Genomic DNA, 21,176 nt, shown 5'->3' with positions numbered 1-21,176 from the left:
GGCGTGACCAGGTGAGGAGCCGGCCCGCGCAACGTAGCAATCGTGAATTGACAGGACTGTGTTCTGGAAAGCGCGCTGAGGGTTGTGGCTTGTGTTCAGTCACTGCGCTGCAGCCGTGGCGTTCCTCCCACCAGCAGGGTCACGGCGATCAGCAAGCCGGCACTCACCAGGAACGGACTGGTCTGTCCCAGCAGGTCATAGCTGAGTCCCGCGAGCGGAGGTCCGAGAAAACTGCCGAAACTCTGCAGGGCCTGCAGGCTGCCGAGGGCTGCCCCCTGACCTTCTGAGTTCAGACGCCTGGACACCAGGCTGCGCAGGCTTGGTGTCACCAACCCGGTGCCCGTCGCCAAAATCGCCACGGCACTGAAAACTCCTTGTTGGGCCTGTTGCGCCGATGTTGATGGAATCAGCAGGCAACCCGTGATCACCAGGCTGAGCCCGATCAGTGTCAGTCGCCACTCGCCCAGACGTTTCACCAGCGGGCCGATCAATCCACCCTGCACCACGGTGGCCACAATGCCCACGATCAGAAAGGCCGTACTGGCCAGTTCAGGGCCCCAGTTGAACTGTTGTTTGAAATAGAGCACCAAGATGGCGGTGAAGCCGTTGAACGCCAGGAAGAACAGGAAAAAACTCAAACAGAGCCGTCCGACGGCGGGATTGGCCGTCACTTTGATGACTTGAGCCAATGGATTGAGATCCCGTTTGCGCGGCATGGCCCTGCGTTCATCGGCTGGATGTGTTTCCGGGAGGAGTCCCAGAACCACCAGCAGATTCACCACTGCAAATCCAGTGGCAGCCCATACCGGCACGGTCACGTTGATGCGTGCAAGCTGCCCGCCAAGGAAGGGCCCCACGATGAAGCCGAGTCCAAAGGCCACGCCGATGAGCCCGAAGGCTTTGGCTCGCTTCTCTGGAGGTGTGATGTCGGCCAAGACTGCACTGGCGGTGGCGGCGGTTCCACCGCTCACCCCATCGATCAAGCGCGCCAGAAACAGCAGCATGAGGGGCAAGGAGGCACCGGCTGGCCAGTCGAGGCTCACGGTGAGAGCGAACAGACCCAGGCCCAGCACGGATCCACCGACACAAGTGGCGATCACGGGCCGACGGCCGTAGCGGTCACTGAGGGCTCCGATCAATGGCGTCGCGGCGAACTGGGCGAGGGCATAGCTTCCTGCCAGCAGTCCAAGGGTGCGTCCGTCGGCGTTGAAGCTTGCCAGCAGGAAGGGCAGCAGCGGAAACACGATGCTTTCGCTCAACCTGTCGTTCAGGAGTGTGAGGAACGCACTCAGCAGGGTGGGGATCCGAGGACGCTGCAATCTGGCTGCTCGAAGGTGGAGACTCACATTCCCACAGGCCACGCTGATGGCGTTGCGACGGATTCAATCAACGGATGCCGACTTGCTCCGCGCGATCTACGCCGATGCCATCGAAAGTCAGGCGCGAGGTTTGTACTCCGAGGCACAGATTCATGCCTGGGTGTCCCTGGCCTGGCTTCCTGGAGTGCTGGATCCTTTGTTTCGAGACGGTGACGGTTGGATCAGCGGCGATGGTGCTGCGTTTGCGTTGCGTCAGCCGCAGGATCGGTTGGCGTTGTTGTATTGCCGTGGACTGGAATCACGCCAGGGCCATGGCACGGCACTAGTGAAACGCATTGAATGCGATGCCCGTGCTGAAGGGCTCGTGCACATTCACGCTGAGGCGAGTCTGTTGAGTCGCCCCTTGTTGGAGCGCTGCAGCTGGCGGTTTCGAGGCCGCGAGGCTTTCACGGTTGCAGGTGTGCCTTTTGAGCATCACCGAATGGACAGGCAGCTGCACAACTGATCAAGCTGCTGAAGGGCTAGGCCCTGGTCCATCACAGAGGTGGCTTGCTCCAAAGCCGTTTCCAGGCTCTCGCTGAGACCCGCAAACCAGAGATAAACACCGGCGTTCCAGCGCAGGGAGTCCTGCAGCGGTCCGCGGTTCTGCAAGGCGTCCATGGCTTGGGCCTGCCAGGTGGTGAGGTCAGTCCACTCCACATCGGCGGCATGGCACCCGTGGTCCCTGGGGTGGAGGATCAGCCGTTCTGTTTGCTCGCCCTGAACACGGGCGGTGATGCAGGCTCGACCAATGGGCAGATCGGTGCCACCTTCCAACCCTTTCACGGTGTAGAGATCGGTTTCACCGGCGAGTTTCAGTGCTTCCCAGGCACGGCTTTCGGTGGGGGGGTGGACGAATCCGCTAATCAAACGATGGTCCCCTCGATGGGCGGTCCAGAGCAGTTCGAGACTGGCCACAGGCGGACGTTTGCCCAGTTCATCCCTGTAAGTGATCAGGCTCTCGGCAAGGGCGAAATGATCGGGCTGATGAATCAGGGCAAACCCCTGGTTGTGAAAGCCGTCCTGAACGGTTTCAAGGGGCAGTCCTCGCAGATCGAGCCCGAGGCTGCGGAACAATTCAATTGCCGTGATGCCGTATTTGATTGGCATGCGCTCGCCACCCTGAAGCACCACCGGCTGGTTACAGGCCAGCAGCACCAGGGTGGTGAGGGGGTAGATCGGTGCTGTTCGCGTGCGTCCGTCGTAGGGCATGCCGAAGCACAGCGGCGGACGTTGTCCGGGCGCACTGTGCAGAACCGGACCCAGTTTCCGGTAGGTATCCAGCATCCCCGTGAGTTCCTGAGGCTCAGGACGTCGGATCCGGTGCGCAATCAAAAAGGCACCAATCTGAGCTGGTGTTGCGTCCTGATGAAGCATGAGCTCAAGGGCATCCGCTGCTTCCTCGCGGCTCATGCCCTTGCTGGTGTGTTCGCCGCTGCCCACCTTGCGAAGGTGCTGTTTGAACCGTTCACGACCGTTGAGGACAGGACTTGTCACGTGCGTTCAGGCCAATGGATGCAGTGTTCTGCAGCGCAGGGGGGCTAGAGGTAGTCGTTGATACCAACAGCCCGAGGCGCAGAGTCACGGGGAGTCGAGATAGGTCAAGCCTGTGAAGCTGCCGTGGAGGGGGTGATCAGGATTTTGGCGGCCGTCGGCGTAATACAGGCGTTCAAGCACCAGATTGGACGCTCCGCTGGATTCAAGTTGCTGGCTGAACAGCAGGGAGCTGAAGGAACGGAAAAGAGCACTCATGACTTCGAATCAACTGGTTCCAATAGAGCAGCTGTGCATGGGCCGTGTTGTGTTCATTGCATCCAAATCGAATTGTCATTTTGGTCGTCATTGATGCATTGACTGGGTCGTGACTGCGTGAACATTCATCATGCAAATTGCCTTCCTGGCATGACCTCCTCCACACTCACGACCGCATCGCTCTCGGCTCCTTCACAGAGCACTGTGACAGCCAGTTTGATGGCAGCTAAGAAAGCCAAAGGCATGAGTTTCGCCGATCTGGGATCAGCGCTTGGGCTTGATGAAGTCTGGGTTGCCTCCTTGTTTTATGGGCAGGCCACAGCATCAGCGGAGGAAGCTGAAAAGCTGTCGTCATTGCTCTCCTTGGACCCCGCGATCACAGCAGCAATCCAGGAGTTCCCCACGAAAGGCAGTCTCGAGCCGGTGATTCCTACCGATCCTTTGATTTATCGTTTCTACGAGATCATGCAGGTGTATGGAATGCCGCTGAAGGATGTCATTCAGGAAAAATTCGGCGATGGCATCATGAGTGCGATTGATTTCACCCTTGAGGTGGATAAGGTTGAGGATCCCAAAGGCGATCGCGTGAAGATCACCATGTGCGGTAAGTTCCTTCCTTACAAAAAATGGTGAATGGGTCTTGAATCGTGTGAGCTTTTAAAGGACAGCGAGAGGATGAAGCCCGGCATTGCCGGGCTTTTTATTGTTTAGTTGCGGAATTGTTGGCTCAATTGCCGTTGTGCGAGCTCGCGCCGGCCTGGATCATCCAGTGATTCACTCAGTTCAACGAGCAAGCGTTGACTGGTGGGGGTGGCGATACATCCCAGGGCTCGGAAGGCCGCGCCGGCAATCACCTCGGAGTTGTTCTGGCACAGTGCAGCCAGGCGATCACTGATCGCTTCGCCATCCCTGCGTTGAAGCACCCGAATGGTGGAGATCACAAGCGGATCGCGACAATCATCGAGCAGATCGCTGCAGAGAGCGAGAAGCTGTTGATCCGTGAGTGAATGAGCCCGGAAGCTGATCAGTTGCAAGCCAGTCAGGCGGTGTTGAAGCCCAGGGTGTCGCAGACATGTGAGCAACACTGATTCAGGAACGTCAGCGCCCCAGCAGGACAAAGCCTGGAGGACGCAAAGATGGTCATCGTCAAGTTGACTGGGTTCATCCAGCCGCTGCAGGAGCCAGTCGCGCGCTTCACGTTGATGGCATAACCCTGCTGCCAGCACGAGCTCGTTCTGCTCACCGTGTTGCTGGATTAGGCGCTGAATGATCGGCCAGCCATGGGCGGCCAGAGATCCAAGTTTTTCGCAGAGGGCTTGACGCAGATCAGCAGAAAGGCTGGAGGAGTAAGACTCCTCCAGCCAGGAAGGCTCCAATGGAGCTCTGCGTGATCGCGCCAGCCGTTCCCAGAGGATGGCTTCGTCAACACTCATTGGTTGTCAGCGTGCTCCCAGTTCAGCTGCAAGTTCACGCTCCAGTTTCTCATCGTGCTCCTTGGGCAGCACGTTGTCCATGGTGGTGCGGTGGGTGCTGTAGAAGAGCATGCCGATGAATACCATGCCACCGATAATGTTGCCGATGGTGACCGGAAGGAAATTCCAGAAAATACATTTCCAGAACGGCACACCTGATCCCAGAATTGGCCCTGCGGTGTGGAGAAATTGATTCACCACAATGTGTTCCATTCCCATCGTTTGGAATGCCGTGATGGGCAACCAGCAGGCCAGAAGTTTTCCAGGAACGCTCTTGCTCACCAGAGCCATGGTGACGCCCAAGCAGACGAGCCAGTTGGCAACCAGGCCTCGCAAAATGGCCAGCCCGAATCCAAGTGAACCCAGAGCTTCGTACTTCTTTTCAACGTTGGCGATGTTCAACGTCATGATTTTCTGGGCAACCTTCTGCCAGACGCCACCATCGGCTGCTGGATCCACGGTGCCTCCACTGGTGAGGCTGATGGCCATGATCACCGCCACCACCAGCGTGCCGATGAAGTTGCCAATCCACACCCAGCTCCAGTTGCGGAACGTGGCTCCCCAGGAGCTGCGACCAGCCCAGGTTGCCATGGGCAGGAGGGCAAAATTACCCGTCACAAGCTCCATGCCAAACAGCACAATGCTGGCAAAACCGAAAGGGAACAGAACCGAACCTAAAAAGGGCAGTTTGCTTTGAATGCCAACGGTGAGGGCCAGAATCACGGCCAGACCGAGAATGGCACCTGAATAGAAGCCGCGCAGAAGTAAATCCTTAACGCTGACGTTTGCTTTTTTGCCGCCGGCGGCAATCATGCCGTCGACCAGTTCATTGGGGAGAACGTAATCCATCAGTGCATTTCAGGGGTTGGGTGAGTGAAGTCAGCTGGAGATCCGGTTCATCAGCTTTGAGAAGAAGTCTTTGCCGCCATCGTTGTTTGTGATGGTTTTTGGTGCGGTTCCTTGGGCGCTCAGCCAGTTGACGAACTTGGAGAAAAAGTCTGTGGGTTGTGCCATGGTGCGAAAAGGCGATCCGTGATTTGGCGTGACGGCCGTGACTTCAAAAAGAAGCGTCACGGCCCTGCCGTTTCGATCGCCATGCGCGTCAGGTTTTGGCAGTGGCGCCGAATTGCTCCACCAGCAGATCCTTCAATACGGTTTTGATTTGATCCGCTGGGATCGCCTTCTGTTTCACCTCACCCACCGTGGGATTTTCCCCTTGGGAGCCTCCCGTGGTGAGCATGTAGCCCTCACCCATCACCCCTTCGCTGTTTTTGGCCTTGGTGCCAGTAAGCCCGATGGCGCCCATAAATGCCTGGCCGCAGGTGTTGGGACATCCAGTCCAATGGATCTTCACCTCCTCTGGGAGGTTGAGCTCTTGGTCGAGCTCCTGAGCGATTGTTAAGGCCTGGTCTTTGGTGTTGGTAAGGCCGAAGCTGCAGTAGGTATTACCCGTGCAGGACACCGTTCCTGCTGCAAGGGTGCCTGGCTCTAAGGGGAATCGCTGAACGAGAGGATCGGCCTTGAAAGCCTCGATGGCTTCTGCCGGCAGGCCTACAACGATCACATTCTGATCTTCAGTGAGTCGTACTTCTCCACTGCCGTATTGCAAACTTGCAGTCGCCAGGTCCTGAAGGTCTTGTGCCGTAAGGCGCCCCACTGGAACATGCAGGCCCGCAAACGACAACCCCTCCTGTTTCTGGGGATGAAGTCCGTAATGAGATCGGGGTTCGGTCGCGAATACGGAGCCGGGATCTGGAGTTAAGGGGCCGAAGATCTGTTCAACGTCTGAACGGAATGCATCGATGCCAACGGAGTCGAGATACAAACGGAAGCGACCTTTAGGGCGCTTGTCCCGTTCCCCGTTGTCTCTCCAGAGTGAGATCACAGCATCGGTCATGCGGCAGATCTCGTTTGGCTTCACCCAAGCATTCAGAGGAATGGCATAAGCATTCATCTGCGAGGAGAGGATCCCGCCAATCCATACGCCAAAGCCCATCTCGCCGTTGTGCTCAACAGGATGGAAGACGATGTCGTTGTGAAGCAGGAAATTATCCTTAGCGCCTGCGACGGCTGTATTCCATTTGCGTGGCAGGTTGGAATAGTCTGGATTGCCTTGACAATTGTTGGTTAGAAAGTTCTGCAGTTCCGTGGTGTACGGGCGGGTATCAACAATTTCGTGGGGATCAATTCCGGCCAGAGGGTTACCGGTGACATTCCGAGGATTGTCGAAGCCGGATTGGATTGAGCTGAGCCCTGCTTCCTTAAGGCGCTTCAGGATTTCAGGCAGGTCGTTGAGCAGAACGCCGCGCAACTGCAGATTCTGACGTGTGGTGATATCGCAACTGCCGCTTTCACCGTAGCGTTCAACAATTGATGCGACGACGCGCAGTTGTTGTGCCGAAAGAACACCGTTCGGAACTCTCAGGCGCAACATAAACTGTCCTGGGGTTTTGGGTCGCCAGAACATTCCGTACCACTTCAAACGCAGTTGCAGGTCTGTTTCATCGACCTGTTCCCAACCGATTTCAGCAAATTTCTCAATCTCAGGTCCAACCAGAAGACCATCTTTAGCGGCCTTGTTCTGCTCGATCTTGTTGAGCTTCTTGCCGTCCAGATAGGGCCTGGAGGGAGAGCTGATCGTCATGGTCTTGAAGAAGAAAGGACAGACTGATCACTTCAAGCAGTGCGTGAATCAATCGTTGACGGACCCTTGGTCCGCTGGCGTGTCGGAACGAAAGCAACGCCAACAACAGTTTTCCGTTTCGTTGTATTGCTGTCGGTAGCAGTTCGAACATTTTTCAGGCCCTGCTGGCTTCGGGCTTGGTGAGACCAAAATGTGACTTCAGATACAGCTTCGAAGCAGATGCAGCCGTAGAAGGCACCATTCCGCATTTTCAGTATTGGCGCCCAACTTCGCCAAGCATGCGCACAGCTCCGTGCCTCAACATCTGCCAGACCCGTTTCATGGCGGCGAAGTCCCGATCCAGTTCGCTTTGAAACCGGTCCCCGTTCAGGCGTTGGCGGCTCTCCGGGCGATAACGTTCAGCAGTGCGCCTCCGTTCGGAACGCGCCTCCATTGCGGCTCGGTCCAATGCGGTTCGGTCCATAGCGGAACGGTTGGAGGCACGTCGGCGGGTCATGGAGCTGAACTTGGTCAACATGCACCGATGAGAACAGCCGCTCCTGCCTCCAGGGCGTGGCCATTGCTACCAAACAGTGCTTTGCTGCCTCAGCGTGCAATCCGTCTGGTGGTGCACGGTCGTGCTGGAGGCGAAGTTCCAGAGGCCCTGCGAGGGCTTTGCCAGTCTGTGCAGTCAGCTCGCCGGGCACCTGTGGAGCTTGAAGTCCTTACCGGGACTTCATTCCCGTCTCGATCTGATGGGCCTCTATGGCTGGTGCCGATGCTGCTCTGGCCCGGCGCCCATGCCCGGGTTGATGTTCCGATGATCCGTCGTCGTCTCGTAAGGGAAGGCCAGTCCTTGACGCTGCTGCCATTTTTAGGAGCGTGGACCAGCTGGTGGAGCCTGGTGGCTCAGGCGCTGCAGGTGCATGCATCAACAACGGGCGTGTTGATTCATCACCCTCTGCGTCCAGGCTTGGCTGATCGCTTCTTGGCCCAGCTCTCCGTGCGTATGGGGCGCCCGCTTGTGCCCTTTGATCAATGGCCTGAGTACCAACGCCTCCACCCAGAAGCCCAGCCACTCACCTTGGCGTTAGCTCCAAACCGGATGACTGAGTCCCTCGGGGAGGCTGGAGAATGGCCCCCTCTGCTGGACCATCCCCTGATCCGTCAGGGCCTGATTGATTTGCTTGTTTCCCTGCCGTGACCGCTTCAAACCGTTCTGGAACTGTCTATCTCGTCGGTGCTGGTCCAGGAGACCCTGAACTGCTCACCGTGAAGGCGCACCGTCTGCTCCAAACGTGTGATGCGCTGGTGTACGACTCGCTCGTGCCTCGGGAGGTTCTGGATCTTGTGCCAGAGCACTGTGAACGTCACTTCGTTGGCAAGCGCAGGGGGCACCATTCCGTCCCGCAGCCGAGCACGAATGCTGTGCTTGTGGAGCTGTCGGCACGTCACGCCTGTGTTGTTCGCCTCAAAGGTGGTGATCCGTTCCTTTTTGGTCGGGGGGGTGAGGAAGCAGCGCATCTCGTGAAACATGGTGTGCAGGTGGAAGTGGTGCCGGGGGTGACTGCTGGGATTGCAGCACCGGCCTATGCGGGAATCCCCGTCACCCATCGGCGCGCCGGGTCTTCGGTCACGTTCGTGACAGGCCACGAGGAGATCGATAAGCGCCGACCATCGGTGAACTGGCGTTCCCTGGCGTCTGCGAGCGATGGCCTGGTGATCTACATGGGGCTTCACAACCTGCCGCGCATCGCTGATGAGCTGATGGCTGGAGGCCTCAGCCCCGAGACCCCCGTGGCCGTGATCCAGCAGGGAACCGTGGCCGGGCAGCGTTGTCTGCAGGCCGTGCTCTCGACCATTGCTGAACGGGCGCGTCAGGAACAGTTCGCATCCCCGTCCATCGTGGTGGTTGGCGATGTGGTGAAGGAGCAGATCAGCGCCTGTGCACCTGAGCCGGCGGCCGTCACCATGCCCATTCCCTTCTAGGGGGATCAGGCTGGATGGTCGGCAGATTCTTTGAGGCGTTCCCGAATTTGCGCCAGGTTGCAGGGTCGGGTCTGTTCATCGAGCTGCGCTGCGATCAATCGGTCCCAGGCTGTGGTGACAGCATCAAGGGATCCGGGCAACACGAACACAAAGGTTCCGTTAGCGACGCCAGCCAGGCAGCGGCTCTGGAGTGTGCTGGTTCCAATGGTTTCAAACGAGAGCACACGGAAGAGTTCGCCAAAGCCTTCCATGTGTTTGTCGAGAAGTGGGCTGATCGCTTCCGGGCTCCCATCCCGTCCCGTGAGTCCTGTGCCACCGGAGGTGATCACCACATCCACGGTTGGATCGGCGATCCACTGGCTCACCGTTGCTCTGACTTGATAACGGTCGTCGGCACAAAGGTCCCGGCAACCCAGTTGATGGCCTGCATTGACCAGCCGTTCTTGCAGTCGATCTCCGCTTGGATCCGATGTGAGCGTCCGGCTGTCTGAGATCGTCAACAGGGCGATGGACAGCACGCGGATTCTGCGGGGTATGGAACGCAGTAAACGCTAGAACCTTGACGGTGAACAGTTGGGGTCATGGGTGAGACGCGATTGAGCGCAGCGTGCACGGTGCAGGTGCTTCTCTTCGCGTCTCTGCGTGATCGCGCCGGTTGGTCGAGCCGACCTTTCACCCTTTCAGCGCACACGCTGTGCACGCCGCAGGCCATCTGGCAGTTGCTTGATCTCGGTGCCTGGCCCGGTGGGGTCCGTGTCGCCGTCAATCAGAGTTTTGTCGCTGCGGATCATCCATTGAATGATGGAGACGAGCTGGCGTTTCTTCCTCCTTTCACGGGAGGCTGAAGGGATGACAAGCGCACACGATGCCGTGCAGGTTGCGATTCATTCCCAACCCTTTTCAGCAACGGATCAGCTGGATCGTTGGCTTCAACGCGCAGGCTCAGCTGCTGCGGCCACGGCTGTGTTCATGGGGCATGTGCGGCCTGAAACCATGGATGGTGCTCCACTCGAAGCCCTGGAACTCAGCCACTACCCAGGCTTGTGTGAGCGCCTGTTGCTGAGTTTCACCCAACAACAACTGAGCGACCACGGCGTCCAGTCCGCCTTGGTGTTGCATCGTGTCGGCCGACTGTCCCCAGGCGATCTGATCGTGTTGGTGGCTGTCAGTGGCGATCGCCGCGGACCGGTGCAACGCTGCTGCTCTGACTTGCTCGAGTTGTTGAAACACGAGGCACCGTTTTGGAAACGGGAGTGGAGTGGTGGGGTTGGCACGTGGCTTGGCGCCAATACTCCGCTCTGAATCCCTAGACGCGTTAAAGAATGCGTCGTCGGAGCAGTTGGGCCCAGACCTGTTGACCGATGTCTAAGGGGCCCGAGTCCGCGGGAATTTCCACAAGCAAATCCGCGTTCTGAAGCGATCCGATGCGCGAAGAGGCTTGGGACCCATCGATGCGCGCGAGCAGTTGTCCGTCTGGGCTGCAGTCCAGCGATGCCCGTGCCAGTTCCGGTCGTCCGGGTTTGCGCCGGTAGGGCGTTGCCAAGCGCACGGGCATTCTGGGCAACAGTTCAGGACTCGATTGACCTTCAAGGATTTGCAGGGCTGGCCAGAGCAGCTGAAGTGCGGTGACGGTTGCTGCGACAGGGTTACCCGGCAACCCGAAAAAAGGCACCGCATCGCCGAACCAGCCGAAGGCGAACGGGCGCCCTGGCTTCAGAAAGAGTTTCCAGAACTCCACCTGGCCCAGGTCCTGCATCAGCGGTCGGATCCAGTCGCTATCGCCTGCCGACACGCCACCGGTGCTCACGATCACGTCGCAGCTCGCGGCCAGATCCAGGATGGCTTGTTTGAGCAGTTGGCATTCATCGGCGACCAGCCGGCAGTCCACGGCTGGGTAGCCAAGACGTTCAAGCATGCCTCGGATCAGCGTGCTGTTGCTCTCCCAGATGGCGCCGTTGCTGCGTTCTTCCCCGGGTGAAACCAGCTCATCGCCTGTGACCAGAAGGCCGATTCGAGGCCTTCGCTGCACCTTCACATGGGAGATGCCACAACTCGAGGCACGTCCAATGTCGGCCACACCGAGGCGATCGCCAGAGGCGAGGAGCAGGGAACCCTGGCTGCATTCCTCGTCGGTGGGTCTGATCCACGGGTTGGAGGATGCGTCTTTGACCAGGCGGATGGTGCCGTTCTGATTGGCAATCAATTCCTGGGGCAGAACCCAGGCAGCTCCTTGCGGAAGCGGCGCCCCCGTGAGGATCCGGATCGCTTCACCGCGATGCAGCGTTTGTTGGTAGGGATCAGCAGGCGCCGAGCGCCCAACAAGCGTCCAACTGTCTCCGGCATTGGGTTGACAGTCTTGGCCCAAGGCGTACCCGTCCATGATCGACGCGCGAAACCCAGGCACATCGGCTGGAGCCTTGACGGCGTCGGCAAGCACGCGGCCCAGAGCGTCTCGAAGCGGCATCAGCTCTGGCGTGACCGTGGTCAACCGGGTTGGTCTGGCCTTCAGCGCATCGAGGATTCGTTGACGTGCTTCGTCGAGCGCAAGGCCCTCGCGGCCATAGGGCTCAGCGTTTCCAGTGGCCATGGCGACCCCCGTCTTTTTCGAGCAGCTGAATCTGCCGGATCGACATGCCTGGATCCACCGACTTCAACATGTCGTAGAGGGTGATCAGCGCCGTTGACACGGCTGTGATGGCCTCCATTTCCACACCGGTCTGCCCGGTGGTGCTGCAGGTGGCCTCGACACGCAGACCCGGTAATGCCTGCTCAGGTTTGATCTCCACCGTCAGTCCACTGAGCGGAAGCGGATGACAGAGAGGAATCAACTCAGCTGTTTTCTTGGCTCCCTGAATCCCAGCGATGCGGGCAACGGCAAAAACATCCCCTTTGGGGCTGCTTCCGCTCAACACCAAGTCCAACGTTGCGGCCTGCATCAACAACTCACCTGAGGCTGTTGCCGTGCGCTTGGTGACGGCTTTCGCGCCGACATCCACCATGTGCACTTCACCGTTGCTGGTGAGGTGCGTGAGTTGTTCAGACATGCAGACTGAATCGGCTGGGATCAGTTGGCCTCGCTCGTGCCCAGAACGGACCACATGGCGGCCTGAGATGCGATGACAGGCTCAACAGCGCTCGCTTGGCCGGCGTTCACGGAAGGGCTGGCTGCTGAGGTTTGGCTGCGAACCAGCTGAACAGCAAGGGTCGCAACGATGAAGGCTCCGATAAATCCAGCGGCGACGGTGATCGGGCTGCGCGTGACTTGGCTGGAAGAGGTGCTGAATGTCATCCTTCGAGTTGATGGGAGTTAGTCCATCATGGATAACTGCTGTCTAAACCGTTACCGAATGCGCTGAAAGTTTTCAGAGTTGTTCCAGTTTCCTGATTGATCACAAACAGACCTGAGGCCAGCCCTTCAGATGCGAGCCAACCATGGGCAGAGCCGAACAACAGTCCAAGGGAGAGGGCGAAACGCATCTGAGTGATCGAGCTGTGCACGACTTTCGATGGTTCCGAGCCAACGGTTCGTCGTGGATGTCACTGTTTTGAGCTAAAGAAGAAAAAACGGTCGTTCCCGATACCAATGCGCCGGCAACTTGATCAGTCGCGGCATTGTTATGCCTTTGAACAGGATTTCATCGGCTCCTGGCGCTGCATTCCCCTGTGTGTTCGCCGCAAACTTGATCTGGCAGGCGTCAAGCTCAAGCTCAGCCATTGGCTTGCGATGTCTCAGGAGCAACGCCAGATGTTGGTGGATTGGGGCGATGGGGCTGAAGAACTGACGCGCATGCGCGATCACCTGCGCATCTGCACGGCTGCCATGGCTGATGGCGTGGTGAAGGATCTCCCGCCCTGCACGCAGGAACCCTGGCAGCACTCCGACGCTCTGCCTGAGTCTCTCCTGGAGGCTGCGAAGACGCGCCAGGTTGACCTTTCACTGCATCGCTGGAGAAATCTCTGCGAATTGGACCGTTTTGCGCTCTGCAAGTTGGCGCGCCCAGGCCATGATCACCACAACTTGGACGCCGCATTCAGCGAAGTGCTGGGGTGAGCAGCCGCCGCAGGTTGTCCAGAATGCCGGTGTCTTGTTCCGACGGTTTCACAACCGACACTGCCGGAGCCACCACCACTGCTGAGGCTTTCAGTTCGGGTTGTTTGGAGATCGGACAGGCCTGATCGTGCATGAGGGCATTGGCTTCGCAGGCTTCGGCCTGGGTGAAGCCCCAATGCATCGGTAGGAACACCGATCCGATGCGGATGCGCTCGGATATGCACACCCGCGCGGTCAATGTGCCCCGACGGGATGTAATGGCTGCCAAGCCCTTGTCGTCCAGACCAAAGCGTTTGGCATCGTTGGGATGCATTTCAAGGCTGGGCTCGGGATGCATGGCGTTCAGGCGTGGGACTTTGCCTGTGCGCGTCATCGTGTGCCACTGACCGAGATAGCGACCCACTGTGAGCACCAGCGGGTACATCTCGCAGGGGGGTTCCGCCAGACCCAGGGGTTTGTCCTGTTGAAATTTGGCCCGACCACTGGGTGTTGGGAATCGTTTGTCTTCGTGGAGACGTTTGGAGGTTGTGGTTGGGCCTTCGCCTTTGGGATAGGGCCATTGCTGCGGGCCATGTTCCTGGAGCAGAGCGTGACTGAGGCCTGACATGTCGCAGACGCGGGCTGCCGTGATCGCGGTGAACTCCTCATACACCTCCGCAGATGAGTTGTAGGAAAACTGATCAACAAACCCGAGGCGTCGTCCTAGTTCTGCAAACACGTCCCAGTCCGGCCGGCTATCGCCATGGCGGGGCCTGAATGCCGGGCAGAAGGTGACCCGCCGTTCTGAGTTGGTCATCGCCCCGTTTTTTTCACTCCACTGCGCTGCAGGCAGAAGCAGATGGGCGTAATGCGACGTTTCGGTATCCGCATAGGCTTCGCTCACCACCACGAGCTTGCAACGTTGCATCGCGGCTTTGACGCGTTCGAGATCCGGCATGCTCACCAGGGGGTTCGTTGCAGCCACCCACCAGAGATCGAGTTCACCCCGTTCCATCGCTTCCACTTGCTTCCATGCATCCAGTCCTGGGTGGGCAGCGATTGATCCAGGGGCAAACCCCCAGGCTTTCTCAACCGCATGGCGGTGGTCCGCATTGGTGACCAACCGGTAGCCGGGAAGCAGATGGGCGAGTCCTCCGGCTTCGCGCCCACCCATGGCATTCGGTTGACCTGTGAGTGAGAAGGGACCTGCGCCGGCCTTGCCGATTTCTCCGGTGAGCAAGTGAAGGTTGATCAGCCCCCCCACCACGGCAGTTCCTTCGCGCCGTTGGTTCACGCCCATCGACCAAAGGCTCAAAATCCTTTCTTTGCGGCTCCAAAGCCTGGCCACGGCGCGCAGGTCTTTCTCGGCGATGCCGCAGAACTTGCTGGTTTTTCCCGGTGTCCAGGTCTTGATCGTTTGGGTGAACCCTGCGAAGCCCTCGGTGGCGGTATCGATGAAGTCACTGTCGAAGCCGTTGTCCTGAATGATCAGGCGCGCCAGGCCATGCAGCAGTGCGAGGTCGGTGCCAGGGGCAAGCGCGAGGTGGTAATCGGCGATCTTGGCTGTGTCCGTGCTGCGGGGATCGACTACCACGATGGTGAGTCCGTTGGGATCACGCTTTTTGCGTTTCAACAGTCGTTGAAAGAGCACCGGATGGCATTCGGCGGTGTTGGTGCCGATCAAGATGACCACCGAGCAGTGATCGAGATCCTCGTAACAGCAGGGTGGGCCGTCGGAGCCGAGGCTGCGGGTGTAGCCGGCGACGGCTGAGCTCATGCACAGCCGCGAATTGGCATCGAAATTATTGGTGCCAAGAGCTCCCTTCAGCAGCTTCTGAGCGATGTAGTAATCCTCGGTGTGAAACTGGCCAGAGCCATACATGGCAATGGCATCAGCTCCTTTGCTGGCCAGAGTGGATTGAATGCGCTCGGTGAGCAGGTCAAACGCGCTGTTCCAGCTAATGGCTTCAAACGGATCAGTCAGCGTTGCTCGATACAGGGGCTGGCTGAGGCGTCCTTGTCCCAGAGTCTCCCCAACAGTGGCACCTTTGATGCACACCTGTCCGTGGCTGGATGGGTGCTCGCGATGACCGCGGGCACTCCACATCGGATTGCCTTCGGCGTCGCGCTTCACCGCTTTTCCAGCTTCGCCTGGAGGCAACAGGTCCAGGCCGCAGCCAACGCCGCAGTAAGGACATTGACTTTGCACAGACGCAGTGGTGGGCGGCATGGCAGCACTCCAATGAATTGAGAAACCCCCAATGCCAAAGGCATCGGGGGTGGTCACCATCCGGAGATGGATTTGCGGTGTTAGCGAGCCATTGAGGGAGTGCCCTCAGCGGCGGTTTCACCCTCGTGCAACTCAGCGAAGGAGCCCTTGGGTTCCTTCAGGAAGAAGAAGCAGAAGAAGGCAACGATCAATCCGGCAATGCCCAGGATCTGGAAGAAGGCACTGTTCGACGCTGCAATCGTTTCCGCGGTCGGTTCACCAGCACCTCCCATCCAAAGCGGCAGCAGGCTGAAAATGGTGAGGTAGGTCACTGCGCCCACGTTTCCATAGGCACCCACCAGGCCTGCCACCTGTCCGGTCACGCGACGCTTGACCAGAGGCACCAGCGCGAAGGTGGCGCCTTCACCCGATTGGACGAAGAAGGAGGCGAGCATGGTGATCAAGACGGCGATCACAATGCCAGTGGTACCGGTAAAGGTTCCGGGCTTGATCAAGCTCATGATCAGATAGCCGACACCCAGACCTGCGGTGAGGAAACCCATGGTGTTTTTACGGCTGCCAAGTTTGTCGGAAATCAAACCTCCGGCCGGACGGGCCACCAGGTTTACAAATGCAAAGCAGGACGCAAGGATTCCGGCCGTTGCTTTCGGCAAATCAAATGTGGTTTCGAAGAACGTTGGCAGCATGGAAACCACGGCCAGCTCTGAACCAAAGTTAACGATGTAGGTCAGCTCAAGGATGGCGACCTGTTTGAACTCATAACGATCCTCTTTGGGGTACACCTTGGTCCCCATAATCAGATCTCTGTTGGTGCGAATGATTCCCCAGGTTTGAAAGACAAACCAAACCAAAACAGCGAGGAGGGCGAGGGGATAGGTGGATGCATTGAGGAAACCCACCTTCTGAAGTCTCCAGCACAACACGCAGAGAATGGCCGCGAAAGGCACGTTCATGCCCAGAAGTCCCCAGAAATCACGCATGCTTGTGACTTCAAGGCCAGCCGTTCTCTCAGGGCGTTGATATACTTTCCCTGGAGGGGTATCGCTTACATTGAAGTAATAGATCACACCATAAACGGCTGAAATAATCCCTGTCAGGGCGATGGCGCCGCGCCAATTCAGCACATCGCCAGTTGGCAATGTGAAGCCGCCGGAGAAGGAGAGCCAACCGGCAAGACCAACCAGGGTAAGAGCAGAGAATGCGGATCCGAAGTTTCCCCAACCTCCGTAAATGCCTTCAGCCAGGCCAATTTCTTTTGGGGGAAACCATTCAGCAACCATACGGATGCCGATCACAAATCCTGCGCCAACGATCGACAGCAGCAGGCGAGCAACCACCAGCTGATTGAAGTCCTGAGCAGATGCAAACATCAGGCAAGGGATCACCGAAAACACCAGAAGGGTGGAATAAGTGAGCCTGGGACCAAATTTGTCGAGCAGCATGCCGATCAGCACACGTGCAGGAATGGTGAGTGCCACATTGCAGATGGCTACGGTTCTAATCTGACCAACCGTGAGTCCGAGGTCGGCTTTCACGGTGGTGGCTAGTGGAGCCAGATTGAACCAGACAACAAAAGTAAGAAAGAAGGCAAACCAGGTGAGATGCAGTGTTCTGTATCTCCCCTGAAATGACCAAAGTTCGCCAAGCATGGGGTTTGGTTGGGATGAAGAGTCAAACCCCGGCTTCGAAAAGAATGCGCTCAGGATTCAAAAAGCGGCGCTCATGCAGACCGCTGACTTATTGCACCATTCGCAAGGCCGGCTCTGGGTTGCAATCGCTACCAAATCCAGGGTCACGCAGTCGCTCGCCAGAATCACAGGCGGGTCCTCTTGGTCAAGGAGTAGCCGTTGTTACAGAAGTAGTTAGGCCGAGGATTGATAGGTAATGAATCAATGGTTTGTCGATGTCTCGTTTACTTCGCGCTGTGCTCTTCGCAGGAGGTGCCAGTCAGAGAATGGGATCCGATAAAGCCCTGCTTCGCCACGCCAATGGCGATCCCTGGTTGGTCGCATCAGTCAAGCTTCTGCGTTCCGTGGGCCTTGAGGTGTGGGTGCTCAGTGGCCATGCCAGCCATCGGGACTGTCTTGCCGGCCAATCTGGTGTGACCGTTCAGGCAGAGCCTTGGGCACCGGCAGGACCTTTGCAGGCGTTCAGTTGTGTGTTGTCTGAACGGGAGGATGAAGCCTGGCTCACGCTTCCGGTGGACATGCCTGGTTTACGCCGCAGCACGCTGCAGTCGCTTCTGCGCCATTGGCGCCAGGCCGAAAGTCAGGCCCTGGTCGCAGAGGGTGGTGACGATCGCTTGCAGCCGTTGTTTGGCGTGTATCCCTGTGGAGCGCACAACAGATGTGCGCTCGACCAGGAGCTGGCACAGGGACGTGGCCGATGGTTCGGTTGGTTGGAGCGGATTCCGTACAGCACGTTTCTCTGCCCTGACCGGGATCTGATCAATGTGAACAGGCCAGACGATCTGGCAGCGTTGATGCGATGAGCCCTGCGCCACCTCCAGTTGATCAATGGTTCCGCCCCTTCGGGGTTCTGCGGTTGTCGCTGACGGCCCGCTGCAATCTGGCCTGCCCTTATTGCTGCCCGGATTCGGAGGAGCTGCCAGGACTGATGCGTCTGGATCAGCAGGTTCGCTTGGTCAGGGTTGCCTGCGGTTTAGGGGTCCATACCCTGAGGCTGACGGGAGGTGAACCGCTTCTCAGTGATCGCTTGTTGCCGCTGCTTGAAGCGTTGGCGGCTGGCCGTTCGAATGCTGCCGATCCCCTCGCTCGGTTGCAGGAGGTGGCGTTGACGACCAATGGGGTGCTGCTGACGCCGGAGAAGGCCCTGGCATTGCGGGCCGCCGGTTTGGATCGCATCACTGTGAGCCTGGATGCTTTGGAAGGGGGCGTTGTGGCCACGATGGCGGGCCTGCGTGGAGGCCAACGCGCCGGCGAGCGCTTGGTTGAGCAGGTTCTTGGAGGCCTCAGCGCCGCGCGCCGCGCTGGCTTCGAGCCTGCAAGCGGAGGGCTCAAGCTCAATGCCGTGATGCGACGAGGACTGAATGACTCTCAATTGCTGCCACTGGCGACGTTGGCGCGCGAACGAGGTGTGGAGCTGCGTTTGATCGAATATATGGATGTGGGGAATCGCAATGGCTGGGCGCCGGATCAGGTGATCTCAGCGGCGGAGATGGTCCAGCGCATCGACGCGCGCTGGCCGTTGCGGCCATTGCCGCGGGAATCGGGAGCAACGTCTCGACGCTGGAGCTACGCGGATGGACGTGGCCGGATCGGCACGATCGCTTCGATCACGGAGCCCTTCTGCGGGGATTGCAATCGTCTGCGTGTCACGGCCGATGGTCAGGCCTTCACCTGCCTGTTTGCCTCTGAGGGCACGGATCTGCGTCCCTTCCTGCACAGCGAGGAGACCTTGGAGGCTGTTGTGCGCGGGCTCTGGCAGCAACGCCGGGATCGCTACAGCGAGGAGCGTCAGGGGTTCACCGCTTCAGCGCCACATGCGGAGATGGCGTATCTGGGTGGCTGAAGCGTTGTCGATGCCACCGTTTTCCTGAACAGGAGTCTCTACAAAAGCGTTGTTGTTTTGGTCGTTGAAAGACTCATCCAGGATGTTTGAACTGCTGTCTTATGAACGCTTCCGTGATACTCCGGCTGTGCGTTTCTTTGATGTGACGGTGGCCACATCCAATGCCCGTGATCTGGTGATTCATAGCGGGCCAGCGATCAGTCCACCCGATGCTCCAGGCAGCGGTGCCTGGCAGTTTTATTTGCATCCTCACCAGGAAGACAATCTTTTAGCGGCCAGTGGTGGCCGTACCTTTTATCTGGTGAATCTGGCTTGGACGCAGCCGTTTCACGTCGTGCGTCTGCAGAGCGGTGGCGACATCCTGCGCATTCCCCCCGGCACCTTCCATCGCTCGGTGTCGGATCCTGATGGCTCCGTAGTGCTCAACCAGGCGGTCCGGGAGCCAGGGGCATCGTTGCTTCAGGAGTTCCGCGTGTACAACAGTGCACGCATTCCGGCTTTGATGGCTGTGATCGGTCAAGCCACTTTCACGGACGTTGTTTCAGCGTTAAGTGCATAGTCGCTCACATCTGCGCGCACCTCAAGCATCTGCCCTTGCGATGACATCTTCCAGATTTCAAGTCTGCTGTTTGATGGGGCTTCAAACCAGAACAGCTCGTGCGCCATCACTACTTTCTCTCGATAGAAATGCCTTTCGCCAATGCACTTCAGAATGACCATTTTGTCGCTGTTGTTGCTGTACAGACACTCAATCATGTGTTCTGAAAATCAGACTTTGAATCTCTAGGTTTTGAGCCAAAAAAAGTGTTGGTTTGGCCACCGAATGCCAGCTGCTTTTGCTTTTCTTAATCTTCTGTGGTTCCAGTCAGGCAGCAGCGCTTGAGGTTGAGCGGCCTCTTGCAGGGGATGGCACGGTGGAACAGTTGGGGCGACGCGGCCGCCGTGCTCGAGTCCTGTGCAAGCTGGCGCTTCGGTCGGCGCGGCCGGCCAGGGCAAGTTCGGAGGCAAACGAAGGATTGCAGCTGTGCAGCCTCGACCAGCTCGGCAGTTGATGGGCGATCGGCGATGCCATCAGCGCTGTAAGGCCAGGCCTCAGGAGTTTGGAGAAGCGATGCACCGCCAGCTCTTCGCCATGCCGGTCGTAGGGCAAGCGATTGATTGCAGAGTCGAGACCGAACTGGCGTACCCGATCTTCGCCAACCCGCCGGTACAGCACCTCCAGGGTTGGCAATTGATCCATGGACACCACGGATCCCTCGTGCTCCATCAGGCTGCGCAACACCGTGCAGAAAATTTCACTGGCCATCCGCTGCAGTCCCTCATTCGGCTGTTGGCCCAGGCTCTTGTGCTTGTGATCAAACAAACCAAGGTCCACCTGGGCGATGCGGCTGGGTGCAACGTGCCGATACACCTCCGAGAGCAGGCCCATTTCCAGGCCCCAATCCGATGGGATGCGCAGATTCATCGCCAGATCCCTTGTGAAGGCGAATTCCCCTGCCAATGGGTAGCGAAACGTCTGCAGGTAGCGCAGGTAGGGCAGGGGGCCAAAGATCTGCTCAAGGCTTGTGAGCAAGGGGCCGACAAACAAACGGGTGGCGCGCCCCTGAAGAGCTTGGGTTTCCAGCGAGAGCCTGCTGTAGAAAGCTTTCACGTAGGCCATCCCGTGGGAAGGGTCGAGCAGGGGCCTGAGCATCCGTTCCGGATAGCCGGATCCAAAGGTGCGGATGTCGGCGTCGAACAGGCCGATGACCTCGGCGTGTTGGCAGGCAACGCCCAGGCCCTGCCACACCGCCCAGCCCTTGCCGGGAGGACCGGTGAGATCGAGTCCGTGCTGCTCCATCGACGTGAGGATGTCCTTCACGGCCGGACCGTTGGTCCAGTGCACATGCACGGGGAAGGGCATTTCAGCAAAGAATGCCTCCGCAGCGTTGACATCGTCTGCACTGTCCGCTGATAGGGCGATCACCAGACTGGACAGTTCCGTGAGCGAGGACAGCGTGTCGCGGATCAGGCGCAGAGCGGGTCTGCTGAATTCCTCCATCAGGCAGGGGATGAGCAGAGCGGTTGGCCTCTGCTTGAGCTCCTGGTTGAAGGCGATGGCGTTGAGATTGCCCAGGCTGTAGTCGTGAACCGTGGCGATCAGGCTCTGCTGAAAATCCATGCGGTGTGCGATGCAACAACGAAAAGAAGG

The 21,176-nt window shown here is 58.5% G+C and carries 26 protein-coding genes; 10 read left to right on the top strand and 16 right to left on the bottom strand.

Translation table 11 applies throughout. From position 1 onward, the window contains the following. Window positions 1-95: 95 nt before the first annotated feature. Window positions 96-1,319, bottom strand: coding sequence for a tetracycline resistance MFS efflux pump (locus KQ296_RS06675; RefSeq protein ID WP_041429002.1), 1,224 nt, complete (start codon window positions 1,317-1,319; stop codon window positions 96-98). Between the two features lie 46 nt (window positions 1,320-1,365). Between KQ296_RS06675 and KQ296_RS06670 the strand changes: the two genes are divergently transcribed. Then, on the top strand, window positions 1,366-1,824 hold the full coding sequence (locus tag KQ296_RS06670; protein ID WP_011934383.1) for an acetyltransferase: 459 nt from the start codon (window positions 1,366-1,368) through the stop codon (window positions 1,822-1,824). On the opposite strand, the gene KQ296_RS06665 is transcribed toward KQ296_RS06670, so the two are convergent. Both KQ296_RS06665 and KQ296_RS06660 read right to left on the bottom strand, forming a co-directional pair. Next, window positions 1,794-2,855 carry an anthranilate phosphoribosyltransferase family protein gene (locus KQ296_RS06665; RefSeq protein WP_011934382.1) on the bottom strand — a complete coding sequence of 354 codons (1,062 nt, stop codon included), beginning with the start codon at window positions 2,853-2,855 and terminating at the stop codon, window positions 1,794-1,796. The two genes, KQ296_RS06670 and KQ296_RS06665, sit on opposite strands and share 31 nt — an antisense overlap. A gap of 84 nt (window positions 2,856-2,939) precedes the next feature. Continuing rightward, the gene (locus KQ296_RS06660; RefSeq protein ID WP_011934381.1) at window positions 2,940-3,110 is read right to left on the bottom strand and encodes a hypothetical protein; all 171 of its coding nucleotides are present in this window, start codon (window positions 3,108-3,110) and stop codon (window positions 2,940-2,942) included. A 150-nt stretch (window positions 3,111-3,260) separates the two neighbouring features. On the opposite strand from KQ296_RS06660, the gene cynS reads away from it, so the two are divergent. Beyond that, window positions 3,261-3,743 carry a cyanase gene (cynS, locus tag KQ296_RS06655; protein WP_083833667.1) on the top strand — a complete coding sequence of 161 codons (483 nt, stop codon included), beginning with the start codon at window positions 3,261-3,263 and terminating at the stop codon, window positions 3,741-3,743. A gap of 74 nt (window positions 3,744-3,817) precedes the next feature. Here cynS and KQ296_RS06650 read toward each other — a convergent pair whose 3' ends face one another. From KQ296_RS06650 to KQ296_RS06630, 5 genes are all read right to left on the bottom strand, one after another. Further along, complete coding sequence (locus KQ296_RS06650) at window positions 3,818-4,543, bottom strand: phage capsid protein (protein WP_011934379.1); 726 nt, start codon at window positions 4,541-4,543, stop codon at window positions 3,818-3,820. A 6-nt stretch (window positions 4,544-4,549) separates the two neighbouring features. Continuing rightward, window positions 4,550-5,431: a formate/nitrite transporter family protein gene (locus KQ296_RS06645; protein WP_011934378.1), complete on the bottom strand. Its 882-nt coding sequence runs from the start codon at window positions 5,429-5,431 to the stop codon at window positions 4,550-4,552. Between the two features lie 30 nt (window positions 5,432-5,461). Beyond that, a complete protein-coding gene (locus KQ296_RS06640) occupies window positions 5,462-5,656 on the bottom strand; it encodes a ferredoxin--nitrite reductase (protein ID WP_255486229.1) in 195 nt (64 codons plus the stop codon). Window positions 5,657-5,684: 28 nt separating this feature from the next. Continuing rightward, complete coding sequence (locus tag KQ296_RS06635) at window positions 5,685-7,226, bottom strand: ferredoxin--nitrite reductase (RefSeq protein ID WP_011934377.1); 1,542 nt, start codon at window positions 7,224-7,226, stop codon at window positions 5,685-5,687. 250 nt (window positions 7,227-7,476) lie between these two features. After that, window positions 7,477-7,722, bottom strand: a complete 246-nt coding sequence (locus KQ296_RS06630) for a hypothetical protein (RefSeq protein ID WP_259726416.1) — start codon at window positions 7,720-7,722, stop codon at window positions 7,477-7,479. A 261-nt stretch (window positions 7,723-7,983) separates the two neighbouring features. Here KQ296_RS06630 and KQ296_RS06625 point away from each other — a divergent pair, with 261 nt between their 5' ends. Next, window positions 7,984-8,409 (top strand): DNA mismatch repair protein MutS, encoded by a 426-nt coding sequence (locus KQ296_RS06625; RefSeq protein WP_259726415.1) that lies wholly within the window; start codon window positions 7,984-7,986, stop codon window positions 8,407-8,409. After that, window positions 8,406-9,194: a uroporphyrinogen-III C-methyltransferase gene (gene cobA / locus KQ296_RS06620; protein ID WP_011934374.1), complete on the top strand. Its 789-nt coding sequence runs from the start codon at window positions 8,406-8,408 to the stop codon at window positions 9,192-9,194. Before KQ296_RS06625 ends, cobA begins: the two co-directional genes overlap by 4 nt. Before the next feature lie 5 nt (window positions 9,195-9,199). On the opposite strand, the gene moaB is transcribed toward cobA, so the two are convergent. After that, entirely contained in the window at window positions 9,200-9,712 is a 513-nt protein-coding gene (moaB, locus tag KQ296_RS06615) for a molybdenum cofactor biosynthesis protein B (protein WP_011934373.1), read from the bottom strand. Between the two features lie 63 nt (window positions 9,713-9,775). Here moaB and KQ296_RS06610 point away from each other — a divergent pair, with 63 nt between their 5' ends. Together KQ296_RS06610 and KQ296_RS06605 are read left to right on the top strand one after the other, a co-directional pair. Beyond that, a complete protein-coding gene (locus tag KQ296_RS06610; protein ID WP_011934372.1) occupies window positions 9,776-10,039 on the top strand; it encodes a MoaD/ThiS family protein in 264 nt (87 codons plus the stop codon). 4 nt (window positions 10,040-10,043) lie between these two features. Continuing rightward, on the top strand, window positions 10,044-10,496 hold the full coding sequence (locus tag KQ296_RS06605; protein WP_011934371.1) for a molybdenum cofactor biosynthesis protein MoaE: 453 nt from the start codon (window positions 10,044-10,046) through the stop codon (window positions 10,494-10,496). A gap of 13 nt (window positions 10,497-10,509) precedes the next feature. On the opposite strand, the gene KQ296_RS06600 is transcribed toward KQ296_RS06605, so the two are convergent. The 3 genes from KQ296_RS06600 to KQ296_RS06590 are packed head-to-tail and all read right to left on the bottom strand — an operon-like array spanning window position 10,510 to window position 12,483. Beyond that, on the bottom strand, window positions 10,510-11,781 hold the full coding sequence (locus KQ296_RS06600; RefSeq protein ID WP_011934370.1) for a molybdopterin molybdotransferase MoeA: 1,272 nt from the start codon (window positions 11,779-11,781) through the stop codon (window positions 10,510-10,512). After that, window positions 11,762-12,238 (bottom strand): cyclic pyranopterin monophosphate synthase MoaC, encoded by a 477-nt coding sequence (gene moaC, locus KQ296_RS06595; RefSeq protein WP_011934369.1) that lies wholly within the window; start codon window positions 12,236-12,238, stop codon window positions 11,762-11,764. Before moaC ends, KQ296_RS06600 begins: the two co-directional genes overlap by 20 nt. 20 nt (window positions 12,239-12,258) lie before the next feature. After that, window positions 12,259-12,483 (bottom strand): hypothetical protein, encoded by a 225-nt coding sequence (locus KQ296_RS06590; protein ID WP_011934368.1) that lies wholly within the window; start codon window positions 12,481-12,483, stop codon window positions 12,259-12,261. A gap of 294 nt (window positions 12,484-12,777) precedes the next feature. Here KQ296_RS06590 and KQ296_RS06585 point away from each other — a divergent pair, with 294 nt between their 5' ends. Beyond that, entirely contained in the window at window positions 12,778-13,245 is a 468-nt protein-coding gene (locus KQ296_RS06585; RefSeq protein WP_011934367.1) for a nitrate reductase associated protein, read from the top strand. On the opposite strand, the gene KQ296_RS06580 is transcribed toward KQ296_RS06585, so the two are convergent. Continuing rightward, on the bottom strand, window positions 13,226-15,454 hold the full coding sequence (locus KQ296_RS06580; protein WP_259726414.1) for a molybdopterin oxidoreductase family protein: 2,229 nt from the start codon (window positions 15,452-15,454) through the stop codon (window positions 13,226-13,228). The genes KQ296_RS06585 and KQ296_RS06580 overlap by 20 nt on opposite strands. Window positions 15,455-15,534: 80 nt before the next feature. Beyond that, on the bottom strand, window positions 15,535-17,103 hold the full coding sequence (locus KQ296_RS06575) for a NarK family nitrate/nitrite MFS transporter (RefSeq protein WP_011934365.1): 1,569 nt from the start codon (window positions 17,101-17,103) through the stop codon (window positions 15,535-15,537). A gap of 254 nt (window positions 17,104-17,357) precedes the next feature. On the opposite strand from KQ296_RS06575, the gene KQ296_RS06570 reads away from it, so the two are divergent. The 3 genes from KQ296_RS06570 to KQ296_RS06560 all read left to right on the top strand — a co-directional run bounded on the left by KQ296_RS06570 (window position 17,358) and on the right by KQ296_RS06560 (window position 19,544). Further along, on the top strand, window positions 17,358-17,945 hold the full coding sequence (locus KQ296_RS06570; RefSeq protein WP_011934364.1) for a molybdenum cofactor guanylyltransferase: 588 nt from the start codon (window positions 17,358-17,360) through the stop codon (window positions 17,943-17,945). Continuing rightward, a complete protein-coding gene (locus tag KQ296_RS06565) occupies window positions 17,942-18,985 on the top strand; it encodes a GTP 3',8-cyclase MoaA (protein ID WP_011934363.1) in 1,044 nt (347 codons plus the stop codon). Before KQ296_RS06570 ends, KQ296_RS06565 begins: the two co-directional genes overlap by 4 nt. 82 nt (window positions 18,986-19,067) lie before the next feature. After that, on the top strand, window positions 19,068-19,544 hold the full coding sequence (locus KQ296_RS06560) for a hypothetical protein (protein ID WP_011934362.1): 477 nt from the start codon (window positions 19,068-19,070) through the stop codon (window positions 19,542-19,544). Here KQ296_RS06560 and KQ296_RS06555 read toward each other — a convergent pair. Further along, complete coding sequence (locus tag KQ296_RS06555; protein WP_011934361.1) at window positions 19,502-19,741, bottom strand: DUF1830 domain-containing protein; 240 nt, start codon at window positions 19,739-19,741, stop codon at window positions 19,502-19,504. The two genes, KQ296_RS06560 and KQ296_RS06555, sit on opposite strands and share 43 nt — an antisense overlap. Window positions 19,742-19,850: 109 nt before the next feature. Beyond that, on the bottom strand, window positions 19,851-21,146 hold the full coding sequence (locus KQ296_RS06550) for a glycosyl transferase (RefSeq protein ID WP_011934360.1): 1,296 nt from the start codon (window positions 21,144-21,146) through the stop codon (window positions 19,851-19,853). Window positions 21,147-21,176: the final 30 nt, after the last annotated feature.

The sequence above is a fragment of the Synechococcus sp. CS-197 genome (assembly GCF_025128215.1).
Taxonomy (GTDB): domain Bacteria; phylum Cyanobacteriota; class Cyanobacteriia; order PCC-6307; family Cyanobiaceae; genus Synechococcus_C.
The sequence above is the reverse complement of the archived record's forward strand: the minus strand, read 5'-3'. Positions and strand labels throughout refer to the sequence as shown.